The following is a 15,672-nucleotide window of genomic DNA, read 5'->3' as shown; positions in this document are numbered from 1 at the left end:
TTACTTCTGGGCAAAAAGTTCTAGTACTTTTTGCTTATCAATGATGATAATTTTCCCCTTTTGTATGATGGCTTCATCCAAAATTCCGGAAGATTTAATTTCCGAAGCTTTTGAAACGGAACATCCCAGAATTTTAGCCAGTCCTTTCAGTCCATATTCATGCCTGCTTTCCGAATTGAGGTTTTGGATAATTTCCAAAAATTCCTCAACGGTCAGCTTCCAAAGGGGTGTTTGCGGGTCTATCTTTTTCATTTCTCTTTTTCTTTTAGTGAAAAACTTATTTTTAGCTACCTATTTTTTCTCCTTAGAAATCCAGCTCCTGGCTGCAGCCTGCCAGCTGTTCATTAGTTTCCCGTCACTTAATTTCCAGCTCTGGGAATCGTAGAATGTATAAAATTGATGTGCATCAGCAGAAGGCAAATCACGTTCATTAAAATATAATTCCACTTCATATAAGGTAGGTGCAGAAAAGAGGCTTTCTTTTTGTACGGATAATTTTTGCTCCCGAAATCCTTTGTTTAAAGAAGTTTCAGACTCCTCAAAATCAATAATCTCAACAAGGCTTCCTTTATAAGGATCATAACTGGGAGAATAGATAATAAATCCTGCTACGTGTAGCTCTTTGATACACCTATGGTACGTTCCTAAAGATCTTACCTTACCCAATTCCATGACCTCTTTACGGCAAATACGAAAGGGGCTTTGAAACCGATTCATGCTCCAACACTGGAAAAGCGCAACATATACACTGATATGAGAGGGATATAATCGGTTATCTTTAATCACATGCCCAAAAAAATTAATGATATCTTTAGTCTGATTCATGATTTCCTGTTTTCTGTGATTATTTGGAATCCGTAAGCAGCTTCTCAATGTCTTTGTAGTTATAATACAAGATTCCCCCTATCTTCGTATAAGATAAGGTTCCGTTAATCCTCAGATTCTGTAAGGTTCCGGAAGAAATATTCAGAAGTTTTTTGACCTCGGAAGTACGAAGCCATAATTTCTGTTCTGTCGTTCTTATCTGAAGTAATTCCTTGATGTCTTCCAAAAGCTCTACTTTAAATTGCTGAAGGTCTTCTTTGGTGATAATGGATATTGCCATGATTTCAAAAATTAGTTTATTTGACAAATTTTCGAAATCAGTCGGAATTTCTTTCGGTAGGTCTTCGGTACTACCGAAAGATTTTTATATATCCCTTATCAATAAAGGAATTGTGGAAAAGTATCTGATAACTGACTTTTTAATGTAGAAAAAGGGAAAAGAGCCTATTGATCATCTTCTTGGAAAGATTGATTCAAATTCTCACTTAGGTGCTGAAGGAATTTAGTGGGGTTAATTTTTCTGCTTTTTATCTCATGAAGCGTCTTATAAAAGTTTCCCAGGTTAATATTGAGTGATTTTTCAGTAAATTTAATAATCTCGCTAAACTCAATATTTCCCCCATTAAATGAACGGGTATTGTGGAGCGCATATAGGAGTTCTACCAGAGCAGATTTTGAAGCGGACCACTGGAGCGGAGATTTATCTGATATCTTTTCGTATACATACACATTAATTTCAGCAATAGATTTCAAAAGGTATTTTTCCAGTCGGTCATTGGCAATGATTTGGGAAATAAGGTGGTCGTGTGAAGTGGCAAATTTTTCATCATAATCATAAAGGCCAGATGCTATTTTGGTTTTCAGGTCAAACTGATTGCGGACAAAATATTTTTGATCAAGATAGGTCGCTTTTCGCCTGTAATACTCATAAAAATCGATGTGATCTTCATAAAAGCCTTTCAATATTTCCAATTCGCATTCAAAATATTCTTTAAGGGCTGACTCCCCTGCATTAGGTTTGGCGGCTTCAATCGATAAAAGTTTTGAAAAATATATAAACTGCGAAATAAAAGCAGGCTTGATGTCCCTGAAAAAAAATACCTCGTCGGCAACAGTCGAAAACTCATATAAGCTTACCTCCTGTTTAATGATTCTTATGGCAGAATCAATTTCCATTAATGATCTCTCATATAAATGAATAAGGTCATTTTTTTGTTCAAAGCTGATCTGTTCAAGCCGTTTCTCTAAACTCAGTTGTAATCGCTTACACTTTTTAAAAAACAAGTTAGCATGCATATTTTAAATAAAAAGTAGAAATTTTTAATTATTAAAAATGATAAAGCTGGTATTAGTCATAACAAGACTAAGGATCACCAATCTCATCATTGATTTTTTGGATAAATTCCGGCGGAGTGAATGTCGTTAACTTGGTGAAAAGTTTGGAAAAAATGGACCTGTTAGAAAATCTGCATTCATGAGCTATGGTATCAATAGAATACTTCCTCCATTCTGCACTGGTTGCTAACATTTCCTTCGCATACTCGATCCGCAGGCGATTGAGGTATGTATTAAAGTTTGCACCTTTATATTCATTGATTACCTCCGATAAGTAAGCCGTGTTCGTTTTCAGCTTTTTGGCAAGCTGATTTTGGGTAATCCCTTTTTCTAAATAAAATCTGTTTTGCTCCAGAATTTCGAGCTTACCCAATATTTCTTCTACCAGCTTTTCAGGCAGCTTAGAAATTTTTTCTGAAGCGGCATCTTCAGGCTCTTCTTTTCCTAAAGTCTGATCATCGGTAATCTGGTACTTTTTAACACTTTTTCTTACCTTATAATACCTTGCAGAAATCACGAGCAGAGCACCGAAAGAAATTCCGGCAACAATATATCCGTAAAATGCTGAAGATTCCAGCCTTTTTTTGGATGTAAGCAAGTCATTAGTATCATATTCTTTAATGATTTTTCCTGAAAGGTATTTAAAATCATTATGCATCACCCGATCAAACTGCAATAATTGTTTGGTATAATATAATTCTTTCTTATTATCATTTTTATCTTTGTAATGGGTGATAAGCAGCTCAAACGCTTCTCTTACCGAAGGATGGGCAAAATTTCGGTCCAGGAAAATGCTATCTACTTTTTCTAAATACTTAATACCCTCATTTTCTTTATGGTCTCTTAATAGAATTTTACCTTTTAAAAAATAGATCAGCGATGCATTGGTAAAATCACTTTTCTTTTCAATGCCTGCCAAAGCAATGTTAAAGTCATATATGGCTTCTTTATCATTTGCCTTTAGATAGGCTAAAATCCCGCTCAGCTTATAAAAATAGCTTCTTTCGATATAAAAATTTTTATCCTCGGCTGATGCCTGCAATCCTTCATTAATGAGCTGGGAAACTTCTTTTATTTTTTTTAGATAAAACAGGCAGATACCCATCTGATGAAGGCTGTTCAGATACCCCTTTTTCATATTATACCGAAGGTTGGGAAAATCTGTGGGAACGCTTGTATCCCGATAATAGGAACGGCATTTTGAAAAAAGGGTAAAAGCTTCTTCATAATATCCAAGATAACTTTTGACAACTCCTATATGGTACATATTCTTATGACGCAGATAGAGATCTTTACTTTTATTTAAATATTGCCAGGCTCTCAAATATTCATCAAGAGCCTTCTGATATTTTCTGTAGGTAAAATAGTAAACACTTCCTTTTGTAAGATAGGAATTTCCAATAAGATCGGGGTCATTTGCCTGGGATGCCGCCCAAACAGCGCTATCTGCATATTCTATTTTTTTATTTCTCGAAAAGCTGACAGCATCCCGATACGCCTGGGTCAGCTCCTTATAATTTTTAAATGCTTTCGCTTCTTTAATATAGGCATTGACAAACTCAAGAGCACGTTCATCGTTTTCTTCAAAATTATCATAACGCACCCTGTAATCAGAATATTTCTGACCATTGACCAAAAAGCAAAAGAATACGAAAAAACAGAATATTATTTTCAAAATAAAAATAATTTAACAATATAATGTTAATAATATTATAAATATGATTCAAAATTAAGCAAAATGAGCCAAGCAAAAAATTATTTCTGCGTTTTAGGAATTACACGTAACAAATCCAATAAAATACCCTGATTTACAAACAATTACATAACAATATTTATTGGTACGATTTATAAATCGTCTCTGAAAAATTTATAAATCGTACCAACCAACCTTTTTTTTCGAAAAATTCACACTCTAAATTCGCTTTCAGAATTCTAAAAAAATACCGGCCGGGATTGTTAATTTTTTAATCCCTAAATCATGAAAACCAAAATAGTAACACTGCATATTGTTGCAGGAATTTTACTTTCACTTGTTATTTTATCCTGTCGCGAAGAAAGCCTTCCGCATGTCCCCTATCCGGATGTGCCTATTATTACGACTGAAAGAATGGTCTCAAAAGCAGACAGTACTCAACTTGAAAAAGAACTGGAAATCAGAGAAACCGATCCTCCAAAGGATCGGGACAACTGGAAAGCCCGTAAGTAACCAAACTTTGAACCAATATGGAAACTCAGCTGCCACTCATCATTGAATCAGGAAAGAACTGTCCTGTTAGCGGAATATGGAAAACCGTAGGGCCTCTTACTACCACCATCACGGTAAATGAAAAATCGGCTATGCCTACCTATTGTGGCGTGAAAGTACTCTGGATCTTATTATATCATTGTTAAAATCTTATTATGAAAAAGAAACTAACACAACTTCCAATATGGATTGCTTATTTTTTTATCCTTTTGTATTGTTATGCAGCCATCAGTAAAGTATTTGATTTTGAAAATTTCCAGGTGCAGATCGCTCAATCTCCACTCTTAAGCGCCTATGCAGGTTTTGTCTCTTATGCTGTGATTATTGTAGAGCTGCTGATTGTACCTGCACTCATTTTCACAACTACGAAACGAGCAGGGCTCTACGCCTCTTTGGGAATCATGGTTGCATTTACTGTGTATATTTTTCTCATCCTTAATTACAGTGAATTTATACCCTGTTCCTGCGGAGGCATTTTGGAGAAAATGGGATGGATAGAACATTTGATCTTTAATATCATCTGTGTTCTCTTGGCAATAGCAGCCATTATTATCACGGAAAAAGAGAATAAAAGGAGGCCGACAAATTACATTACCTTAATAATTTCGGTAATTATTGCCAACATGGGAATTGTTACTTACCTGTTTTTCTCTTCTGAGCAGATCATGAAAAAGGAAAACAATTTCACCCGCAGGTTTATGATGCATCCGACATTGGAACAGAAAAGCTTACAGTTGAGTGATTCCCACTATTATTTTGCAGGGTCCGATGATGGGAACATCTACCTCGGAAACAGGAAGTTCCCCCAGACTCTCTTAATTGTCGATACTGCTTTAACAAATCAGGAATCAATGAGGACCAATCTGGATAATATGAAACATCCTTTCCGGAATCTTAAATTAACGGTTAAAGCCCCTTACTATTATATTCATGATGGAACAGTACCTGTTATATTCAGGGGCAAACTGGGAAACCCTAACGCAAGAACCATCAGCTTGCAGGATGCTTACTTCAATCAGCTGATCGTTTTGGATTCCCTTCGCTTTGCCCTAAGAACACAAAGCAGCGAAACCCGGCAGTTTGTATTGGCTGATCTTAATTTAAATACAGGTCATAAAAAGCTACAGCTGCATTCTGATATTCTTCAGAAACAGATTGATGGTGTTTTTGATATAGATGGAAGTTTTATTGCAGATAACCGTCGGTCACAGCTGGTTTACACCTATACCTACAGAAACCAGTTTATTGTAATGGATGCAGATCTGAATGTTCAAAAGAAAATGAATACCATAGATACGGTACGGCTTGCTAAAATAGAGTCAAAACGTCTGACTGACGGCATTCATAAGATGAGCGCCCCGCCATTGAAAGTGAACCTTCGATCAGCTGTGCATAAGAACCTTTTGTTTAATCAATCTGACCTGATGGGTAAGCATGAGTCTAAAAAAGCATGGAAAGAAGCCAGTATTATTGATGTCTACAGAACGGATAAGCCTGAATATGTAGGAAGCTTTTACCTCTTTAAAAAAGATAATAAGAGTGTTTCTGATTTTATGGTCACGGATAAATATCTGTATGCCATTATTGGTGATAAAATTATTCAATACCAGTTTACAAAACCCATAACCAAATATTTTACATCCGGGGAAGCCGAAAACCGGTCCAAAGAGTAGGCACAAATACCATTTTATATTATGAGAAAATTCATTTTTCCCGTAGCCTTAGTCCTATTAGGAACAGGCTCAGCGTTTGCTACCAAAGTAGCAAAAGAAAGCAAAAAAGCAATTGTACCAGGTTACAGAGTTGTTAATCTGGGAGGAGGACAGTTCAGCTGCGAAAACGCAGAGAAAGACTGTAGTGACGTTAATCAAGGACCAGTTTGTACATGGTCAGTGGATGGAACTACACCACTCCAAAGCTTGGTGTCACCAACGATGTGCGGAATCACATTACATGAGATTCAGCCGTAATTAAAATGAGCCGCCTCCGGTGGGGCGGCTTTCTTAATTATATTGAATTTTATTATTTCTATCCAGCCACGGAATATTTTTTTCATCATTTAAGAATATTCCCATACCTAGAAGCTCTAACTCCAAAGAAATAGACCTTTTATTTTGATTTTTAACAGCTAGTAGATACATTTGTAAAAAAATTATTTTGATGGATTATACACTTGAGCTTAGTTTTCAGGAGCCCGATTCTCATCTTGTTTTTAATAACATCCTGTTTGATTCATTTAAGGTGAATATTGTAGAAAAATATACGGGAAAGATGAGTCATAATCCCAGGCTTTGTGAGGTGATCTTCAGGGTCAGAACGTCAGATGATGAGATTATTCATAAAAAAGACGGCAACATCATAACACGAATTAAAGAGGATCAGTTTAATGCCTACCAAAAGCTTACAAAAGCAATAAGCTCATATGAATACAAAAACAAGCTGGTCGACAGGAATATAATAGAACAGGATTACGTTCATTTTATTCTGAGCCTTGTTATCACAAATTATAATTTATCGTAGGATGTTATTTTGAAGTACCTTGTTAAATGTTTTAACAAAAAAGAATGACAGGATTTGTCATTCTTAAAACACAAATGATAGACAAAAAATTATCTATTTCCGGCGTAAATATGTAAAATAATTCAAATCTGCAAATTGTATAAAAGCCTGCAAATCCATTATCATTATTGATAATATTTCATTTCCATTTCAATCCATGGAATGTTTTTCTCATCCTTCAGGAAATATCCCCACCATTCTAAGGTCTTAAGATTTAAATCTTCACTCTCTTTACTCCCCTTACCCAAGTCATGCTCCTTGTCAGGATATAACAAAGCAATAACGGGTTTTCGGTTTCGTAAAAGCCCGGTATAAAATGCCATGGTCTGATCCGGAGTGACATTTTCATCTTTTAAACCTGCCCATAAGAGCATCGGGGCACTGACCTTTTCCACATCATAAATCGGATTGTTCTTAAAATACTTTTCTTTATTCTCTGAAAAAGGAACATTCATTTCATGCTGTCCATTTTCAAATCTTGAAAAGTCGAAAAGATTAAAATGAGTATTATAAGAAAAATAAAATTTAATAATATTATTTACGGAAGCTCCGGAAATATAAGCTGCAAATTGGTTTGATTTTGTTGCAATAAAATTCGTTTCATAACCTCCCATAGAATGCCCCGTGAGTCCTATTTTCTTTTGGTCAATATTGGGATGAGCTTGTAACTGATCCAGTCCGATATTTACACAATCAAGGGCAGCAATTCCCGTTCCTCTTTCATCATAAATAATATCCGGAAGAAACACAAAATATCCATGTTCCAAAAGTAATCTAACATTAAACCCATCTTCATCAAAATCAGGAATAGGATACACCCCACAGGATTCTGCCTGCTGCTGGTAGATCCTTACCACCATCGGGTATTTTTTCTTTTGATCAAAATTAACCGGATAATACAAAAGCCCTTTCAGCTTTGTTCCTGCCGTATTGGTATATGATAAAATTTCCTGTTTTTGATTGACAATTACTTTATCTTCTTTACCGGACTTGAACATCGCTTTTTTTTTATTTTCTTTGTTTTTGATTTGAGTTTCATACCGATATAGTACAGGCGGACTGTTATAATTTTCCTCAATACTGAAAATATTACCGGTGTCCTGATTATATTGAATGTCTTTAATTCTGTTCTGAGTCGGTGGGATGAGTGTTTCTGTTTTCCCTCTTCTCCAATTGATATAAGAAGTCAGGTTATTCTTTTTATCACGTACTTTTAAAAGCATTGGTTTTTGAAGGTCTATAGTACTCAGTTCAAACCTAGCGTTGTATTGTGTATAAGCAGATTGGATTTTCTTATCCATTATTTTCACGTCTTTTCCTTTAGCAATTCCTGCCGGATTCATCTTTTGGGATTTTAGATCATATTGCCAAAGACCATTGTCACTTTCAAAGAATAAAAACCGGTTATCGCTACTGAATACAGGATTTGTAAGCCCTTTTTCAGTGATAATAGTCGGACTGGGCAGGTTCTTCGCAAACGATGTAAGATCATACAAAACCCAGTTTCCTTGATTTTCCTCAAATCCTACAATATACGTCCCGTCTTTTGTTCCTGTAATTTTGGAAGAAGCAGTAAAAAGGGAGCGGTAAGATGTATCGGTTATATCATAAAGATATATTGAAAATACAAGAGACGTATTAACATAATTAAATTCCTCTTCGGTATTAAAAGCTAAAAAATAATGGCTGCTCCCCATTGCTGCAAACGTTGAAAAACGATCTGTCCTAAGCTTTTCTGAATGATTTGTTTCAGTGCTCCAGATCTGATATTCATGCTCCTGTGTCCCATATTTCTTTTTCCTCAAATTTTTATCGGTTCCGTACCATACCTCCACCATTTCCTCTTTTACAGGGGGTATCCTTTTGTCAAAATCAATGAAATAGGATTTTCCGTTACCAATCTCTGTAACCGTAACAAAATCTGCTTTGCCTGAAAAGCTTTTGAAATCTCTTTTTGTATCAGGGTTTCCCTGATTTGTTGACATACTTTGGCTTGTAGGTGTATTTGCAGGTATAAAAGTAACCTGCAAATGATCTGAATTCTGTACTTTTTCCATAACGATCAGGTATTTTCCTGAAGGGGCTAATTCCAGTTTCGTGATTTCATTTTCTGTGGAATACAAAGTTTCTTTGTTTGAATTATTCTCTTTGCTGCGTTTGTTGTCACTGAGTATAACTGATATAATATTCGTATTTTCTCTAGTTTGTTTATTTTTTTCTTTTTCAGCAATAAAAATTTTTGATTTTTTATCGGTTGTATATTGTGAAACTCCGGAAACAGAATGTATCAGCTTCACATTTTTATCATAAAGATTCAGGGTTTTATCTTTGTTCAAAATAAAATAGTGTTCGCTTTTTTCTAATACTTCAGCTCTCTGCACATTTTCATAAACCTTCTTTTGATTGTTTTTTAAATGTAACAATTCTGCTTTTCCATCTCCTGAAGTAAGTAATTTATCATCATCAAAAAATAGAATGTTACTTTTTTTAACTAGGGTATGAATGGGTTGATTGGATTTTTCTGTATCAAAAACCCAAACTGTGTCATTATTTCTTTTGTACGTTTTACCCACCAGTACATAACGGTTATTGGGAGATGCTTTGAGGTTGGTAATGGTATAAAACTTTGACATCCAAACCCCTAAGGTATCTTTATCTTTTTTAAGATTATTATTAGTCTCGGTTTTTTGCCCAAAAAGCAGTTGCGTTGCCGTTAAACCCATCAAAAATATGAACACTAAAAATTTTTGCATTCTATTAAACATACTGCTCCTCAGTTTTGTTTGTCTATATTTTTTTGCTTTCATTTTCATTTCAGCGCTTTCATTTTTACTTGATTCATTTTCTTCTTACCTCTTATTTATCATTACTACTTACATTTAATACCCTGCATTCTGTGGGTTAAGGTTAGTATTCAGTAATATTTCTTTCTGAGGAATCGGGAATATCCTGTGAAATTCTTTCCAGTTGGGTTTTGTAGCTTGTAATGTCTGTAATTTGTTCAGCCTTTTCAGTCCAAAAAAACGGTGTCCGAACTCGGTGAAAAATTCTCTTCGGTTCTCAAGTAAAATTTCATTTAGCAAATTTTCTTTAGAAACAGGATTTGTGATGGCAATTAGTCCTGCTCTTTGTCTAGTTTTGTTCAGATAAGGCAAAGCTTCCGTGAGCTTATCCTGCTGAGCCAAAGCTTCGGCTAAAAGCAAATACACGTCTTCCAATCGGAATACAATAGAATATTCTGTCGTATTATTTGATCTGTTCTTATATTTCTCTGCCCTATACCATGTGTTTCCACCCACAGTTACTGCTGCCATCCAGCTTTGTTTTCTTATATCGTTTACTGAAAAAGCATTTACCAAATCCTGTGACAAGGCAAATGAGCTTGGAGCTGCCCCTGTAAAATAATAAATACTGGCTTCTTTTACGGCATCTCCCGGATTCTTTGGTTTGAGCTGCCACAAAATATGGCTTCCTGTTTTGGTAAAAACTTTCGTAACATCATTTTGGAAGGTGTACAAAGGGCTTTGAATGATATTTTTCAGTAAGGTTTCTGCTTCAACCCATTTAGTGGGTGTATTTTGAACCATATACACTTTTGCCAACATCAGTTGAGCAACTTTTTTATTGGGGAAAATTCTTTCCGCATTGCGGTAATCATCAGGGATCAGATTTATTACGGAATTAAGATCACCCTCAACCTTTGTTAAAGCTTCATTGGAACCGGTTTTAGGAAGAACTTTATTGATATTGTAATCGGTAGTAGTCGGCAAAGGAATATCACCATAGATTTGCTGTAAATAGAAAAACAGCATGGATCTTATCAGTAAGGCTTCTCCTTTCAATCTGTTTCTATCTGCCACTGAAAGCGAATGGGACTTTTCAACCCCTTCTATAATGGCATTCGCCATATAGATTTTCTGATACGCCGAAGCCCAATACGCATATACCGCTGCATTGGAATCGGTATGGGTATTCTGATATAAATCTAAAATCCCGTTGGTAGACGTCGTGGCATAGTACGAAAGATCATCGGTATAGGTTCCCAACAATTTTCCGGTTTGATCTCCGGCTAAAGGGGAATTATCCCATAATCCGCTGTATAATGCTGCCAAAGCCGCATCCGCAGTCTGTACATCCTCAAATACCTGTTCTGAAGGTATCTGATTATTTGGTAAATCGACATCAATCATTTTCTCACAGGAAACAAAGAAATACTGTAATAAGATGAGAAAAAGGATATAGGTTATGGTATTGATATAGGTTTTCATTTTTTTCTTTTTTAGAGTTTGTTTTTTTATTAAAAACTGATCTGCATTCCTAATGAATAGGTTCTTAAAGGCGGCAGAAAGCCGATGGAGGAAAACTCGGGATCAACCCCGAAATATTTTGTCCATGTATACAAATTCTGTCCCTGAAAATAAATCTTAGCTTCTTTAATAATACTTTTACTGTTTTGAATCGGGATTCTGTATCCTAACTGAAGATTCTTCAACCGAATAAATGATCCGTCAGATACCGTAGCATCACTGCCCTGAAACAAAACATGGGAAGCGGTGGAAGTAGAATGATACGGCATGTAATAGCCGTCAGGATTTTGAGGTGACCATACGTTAAGGGCTTCCACGGGAAGATTGCTCATAATTCCCGGAGAGGGCATGATATAATTGTAGTTTCGGTTCTGCTGTTTCACAAACTGGAATAAGAATGAAAGATTCCAGTTTTTATAAGTAAAATTGTTAGTCAGTCCTCCGAAAAATTCGATCCCTATATTTTTAATCACCTGTCTGTCGTCTGGAGAAGTGATTTTACCATCCCCATTATAATCCGTGAATTGGTATTGTCCTGTTTGTGGATTAATACCTTCTAAATGATACAATTTGACAATAGAAACAGGCTCTCCGATTACATAGGAATTAGCATACGTGGAACCCTGAAGTCCAGGGAATGCGATCAACTTGTTCTTCGGAAAACTGATATTAAAACTGGTATCCCATTTGAAATCATTAGTTGTAATTAGTTTTGCACTAAGTTCAATTTCCATTCCTGTATTCTGAACCGTTGCATCCAAATTGGCTAGTACGGAAGTAAATCCGGTTATAGCAGGTAACTGGTAGCCTATGAGTTGATTAGAAGAACGGTTTCTGTACCATGCAGCAGTTAGATTCAGGCGGTTATTGAAGAAGCCGAGTTCGAGTGCTGTTTCGAACTTCACGGTTTTCTCCCAGCTGAAATCGGGATTAAAAAGTCTTGATGGCGACAACCCCACTACTCCGTTATAAATAAGTGTTGATGAAGTAATAAAAGTATCCCTATACTGGTAATCCCCGATATTATCACTTCCTGATGAACCATAGCTGGCTCTCAATTTTCCAAAGGATAGCCATTTTAAGTTGAGAGATTTGAATAAATCTTCTTTGGAGAATAACCATGCAGCTCCTACTGCACCAAAATTGGCAAATTTATTATTTGAACCAAAACGGCTGCTTCCGTCTCTTCTTCCTGTAATATTGAGGATATATTTATGATCGAACTGATAATTGATTCTTCCGAATACCGCTGCATATTTATATTCTGTTTTAACCAGATCAGAAATAATCTTGGTCTGTGCCGATCCTATATTTTGGATAAAGGCATTGCTTTGGAATCCGTATCCCTGAAGAGATACTTGATTAGTGACGTCATTTTGATAGGTTCCACCAACTAAAACATCCAATTGATGTTTCCCTTTTTTCCAAAGATAATTTAACTGAGGTTCTATAATAAAGGACAGCTTATTGCTATTTGCAGTATATGTCTGTGAATACGCCGGAGTTAATCCTGATGAGGGATTGTAAATGGTATGGGGAATTAAAGACCATTCCTCAAAAGTCTGATAATTAAGTCCTCCATTCAGTTTAATCTTAAAATTTGAGAAAATATCGTATTCTGTACTGAGGTTATTTAAAAATTGTAAATTCTTATTGGAATAAGTTGCATAATATGCCGCTACAGGGTTATTAAATGTATTGTTCTCCCAGTTCAGGCTCCCATTTTCATCGTATAATGCCGGAGCATTTGGTGATAATAAAAAAGCATTTCTTGTAATGTCCTGATTCATCACATTATTTTCCTGCATCGAAAAGAGATTCGACAAATTCAGCATAAATTTCTTGTCCGAAGACCGGTGCGAGATATTGCTCGAAATGTTATTGGTTTTATACCTGAAATCTTTTCCGAAAACCGTAGTCTGTTCCTGATGTCCCAAACTCACTAAAAATGTCGTAGTTTCACTTCCACCGCTTAAGGATAATTGAGTAATGGATTGAGAGGCAGTATTTCCAATCAGAGTTTTCGCCCAGTCTGTATTCCGGTTTTGATCCCATACTCCATTAACATCATAAGCCATTGCAGGGTAATTTGTAATTCCGTCATTTGCAAAAGCCTGTTTTCTTACCCTGAGATACTGCTCGGTACTCATCATTTTCAGGTTAGAGAACGTCTCACTCAAAGCATATGAAGTATTAAAAGAAAGTGATAATTTTCCTTTCTTTGCTTTTTTAGTGGTTACAAGCACCACACCATTAGCTCCTCTTGAACCGTAGATAGCCGTAGCATCGGCATCTTTTAAAATTTCAATGGATTCAATGTCACTGGGATTAATACTGTTAAGCGGATTAATGTTGGCTTCCGGTAAAATCGTTCCTGAATAAGGAGAAACTACATTTCCGCCAATTGGAATTCCATCTATTACATATAACGGTTGATTGCCGTCAATACTACTGTTACTTCTTGTTCTGAGGCTATTTCTTCCCCTAATCTGGATATCAAAACCTCCGCCGGGAACCCCACTGTTTTGGGTAATGCTCACTCCCGCCATTCTTCCCTGAGCAGCAGACAGTACATTTGTTAGAGGCTGGTTTTCGATCTCTTTAGCTGAAACCTTAGCAATGCTTCCGGTTCTCTCTTTTTCTTTGACTTTGTAATAGCCAGCATTCAGCACAACTTCTTCGATAGTCTTTACCTGCTCTGCATCTGATTTAGACATAGGCAGTAAAGTATCGGCTTTTTTCCTGAATACGGTAGCGGTGGCATTGTTTCGGGCAATAGTATCTGAACTTCTCCACTCCTGTGCTTGAGAATGGGCACTTACTACCGTCAACATAAGAGCAAAACAAATGCTCCCTATGCTGGTATAGGATTTTTTCATAATTTTGAAAAGGTTTAATTCGTTAAACTTCTTTGCCTCTTCCCTCCTAAGCAGTCAACTTATGGGAAGGGGCTTTTTTATGGAATATAATATTATGGGTATGCTCTAGGAGGAGTCGTAATAAAGGTTTAATGGTTTCATGATATCGGTTTTATAGTTAATTTGTGTTTTGTAATAAAATCCCGGATACCATCTAAGTATCGGTAACCAGAAGGTACCGGGAAAATTAACATGAACGTAAAAAAGTTGTCCCTAGAAAGCATTTCTGCCGCAATGGTTGCGCAACCACCGTACCGTGTCGTGCGTACTTTATATTTAGGAATTTTAGCTTAGAATGTTGAGAATACCGAAAATAAAACGGCGTGGAAACTCTACAATATCCGCTATTGAGGCACTGGTATACCTTACACACAGACAAGAGAGAAACCCACGCCTAGGTCGTGAGCCTCATTACTTATTGTCTCGTGCGTTTAAAAATTACCAGTTTTCAATAGCGAGATTCTAAGCAATAGCTTCTATTTTTCGTTGAAGTATCGCAAAATTACATTTTTCTAATGTAATATTTAACAAATATAGTAAAATTTACAATACATCCAAATATGGATGTGTATAAATAACTGAAATTATTTTAATTGCTTAAAAGAAATGATAATGTCTGAAGGCAAGATAGTAGAATTAATTATATCAGAAATAGATCTTTTCATAATTGATCGGGTTCGAGAATTAAGAGGTCGTATGTATCCATATATATCACAAGTTGAACTTTCTCAAAGAATGGGTTTTGCTGATGGATATGTGGGAAAAGTTGAAAATTTCAGTTCTAATGCAAGATATAATATACGAAAATTACATTTATTAGCATTTGCACTCAATAAAAGTTCTTATAAGGATTTTTTACCAGACACGATATTAAGTACAGATTTACTCTATCTAAAAATAGAAGTAAATAGACAAAAAAATGATAAAGTTCAATTTGACAAAGAAAATAATATCATTAAGAATTATAAAATTTTAGATAAGCGTCCTTTAAATGAAGTTGAAATCAAAGCTTATAATAATAGAAGAAAAAAAACTCTCTAGCAAAAAACTTCCATCTTTATAATAATAAGTTTTTACGATTTGCTAAATTTAACGCACATTGATTGTCAGAATATTGAATGGATTTCCTAAATGTACAACAGGTTATCCTTAGAACAATATACAATTTCAATCCTTACAACTCATTAAGTATAATCGTTTTTAAAATAAACACTTTCTTAAATTAAAAAATATATTTATTTGCTTTTTGAGGGAAGATTACATTTTGAATTCTGGCAAGAATATGGAACAGAATAAATTATTCAAAATATAAAAAACTTTTCACAATAAGAAGTTTAATCAAAAGCATTGTATAACCTATATTGAACTCCAAAATAAATTATTCTCTTTTGAAAATAATTATATTCCGCTGTGCTATAATCGGTGTTATAAAAAACGCTTGATTGGTTTGAGTTATTAAAAATATTATTAATTGATATAAATG

14 protein-coding genes are annotated in these 15,672 nt (G+C 35.4%); 6 read left to right on the top strand and 8 right to left on the bottom strand.

The features are described 5' to 3' along the window. The 5 genes from DD829_RS01040 to DD829_RS01020 form a co-directional block, all read right to left on the bottom strand. Entirely contained in the window at positions 1-252 is a 252-nt protein-coding gene (locus DD829_RS01040; RefSeq protein ID WP_108409133.1) for a DUF3853 family protein, read from the bottom strand. A 39-nt stretch (positions 253-291) separates the two neighbouring features. Next, positions 292-672, bottom strand: coding sequence for a hypothetical protein (locus DD829_RS01035; RefSeq protein ID WP_228408095.1), 381 nt, complete (start codon positions 670-672; stop codon positions 292-294). Between the two features lie 172 nt (positions 673-844). Further along, entirely contained in the window at positions 845-1,105 is a 261-nt protein-coding gene (locus tag DD829_RS01030) for a helix-turn-helix domain-containing protein (RefSeq protein WP_108409135.1), read from the bottom strand. 164 nt (positions 1,106-1,269) lie between these two features. Beyond that, positions 1,270-2,109: an RteC domain-containing protein gene (locus DD829_RS01025; RefSeq protein WP_228408094.1), complete on the bottom strand. Its 840-nt coding sequence runs from the start codon at positions 2,107-2,109 to the stop codon at positions 1,270-1,272. A gap of 79 nt (positions 2,110-2,188) precedes the next feature. Beyond that, positions 2,189-3,835: a helix-turn-helix domain-containing protein gene (locus DD829_RS01020; protein WP_123906773.1), complete on the bottom strand. Its 1,647-nt coding sequence runs from the start codon at positions 3,833-3,835 to the stop codon at positions 2,189-2,191. 303 nt (positions 3,836-4,138) lie between these two features. On the opposite strand from DD829_RS01020, the gene DD829_RS01015 reads away from it, so the two are divergent. The 5 genes from DD829_RS01015 to DD829_RS01000 all read left to right on the top strand — a co-directional run bounded on the left by DD829_RS01015 (position 4,139) and on the right by DD829_RS01000 (position 6,925). Then, complete coding sequence (locus tag DD829_RS01015; RefSeq protein WP_108409138.1) at positions 4,139-4,366, top strand: hypothetical protein; 228 nt, start codon at positions 4,139-4,141, stop codon at positions 4,364-4,366. A gap of 17 nt (positions 4,367-4,383) precedes the next feature. Beyond that, entirely contained in the window at positions 4,384-4,551 is a 168-nt protein-coding gene (locus tag DD829_RS23420; RefSeq protein WP_165796556.1) for a hypothetical protein, read from the top strand. Between the two features lie 9 nt (positions 4,552-4,560). Next, the gene (locus DD829_RS01010; protein WP_108409139.1) at positions 4,561-6,078 is read left to right on the top strand and encodes a DoxX family protein; all 1,518 of its coding nucleotides are present in this window, start codon (positions 4,561-4,563) and stop codon (positions 6,076-6,078) included. 21 nt (positions 6,079-6,099) lie between these two features. Next, the gene (locus tag DD829_RS24030) at positions 6,100-6,375 is read left to right on the top strand and encodes a DUF6520 family protein (protein WP_108409140.1); all 276 of its coding nucleotides are present in this window, start codon (positions 6,100-6,102) and stop codon (positions 6,373-6,375) included. 190 nt (positions 6,376-6,565) lie between these two features. Beyond that, positions 6,566-6,925: a prevent-host-death protein gene (locus tag DD829_RS01000; RefSeq protein ID WP_108409141.1), complete on the top strand. Its 360-nt coding sequence runs from the start codon at positions 6,566-6,568 to the stop codon at positions 6,923-6,925. Positions 6,926-7,089: 164 nt separating this feature from the next. Here DD829_RS01000 and DD829_RS00995 read toward each other — a convergent pair whose 3' ends face one another. The 3 genes from DD829_RS00995 to DD829_RS00985 form a co-directional block, all read right to left on the bottom strand. Continuing rightward, complete coding sequence (locus DD829_RS00995; protein WP_165814835.1) at positions 7,090-9,717, bottom strand: prolyl oligopeptidase family serine peptidase; 2,628 nt, start codon at positions 9,715-9,717, stop codon at positions 7,090-7,092. 126 nt (positions 9,718-9,843) lie between these two features. Beyond that, positions 9,844-11,232, bottom strand: coding sequence for a RagB/SusD family nutrient uptake outer membrane protein (locus tag DD829_RS00990; protein ID WP_108409365.1), 1,389 nt, complete (start codon positions 11,230-11,232; stop codon positions 9,844-9,846). A gap of 29 nt (positions 11,233-11,261) precedes the next feature. After that, positions 11,262-14,150, bottom strand: a complete 2,889-nt coding sequence (locus tag DD829_RS00985; RefSeq protein ID WP_108409364.1) for a SusC/RagA family TonB-linked outer membrane protein — start codon at positions 14,148-14,150, stop codon at positions 11,262-11,264. A 651-nt stretch (positions 14,151-14,801) separates the two neighbouring features. Between DD829_RS00985 and DD829_RS00980 the strand changes: the two genes are divergently transcribed. Further along, positions 14,802-15,230, top strand: coding sequence for a transcriptional regulator (locus DD829_RS00980; RefSeq protein ID WP_116547452.1), 429 nt, complete (start codon positions 14,802-14,804; stop codon positions 15,228-15,230). Positions 15,231-15,672 lie beyond the last annotated feature (442 nt).

The sequence above is a fragment of the Chryseobacterium sp. HMWF035 genome, assembly GCF_003094695.1.
GTDB lineage: Bacteria > Bacteroidota > Bacteroidia > Flavobacteriales > Weeksellaceae > Chryseobacterium > Chryseobacterium gambrini.
Note: the sequence above shows the minus strand (reverse complement) of the source record. Positions and strands in the feature narration are given on the sequence as shown.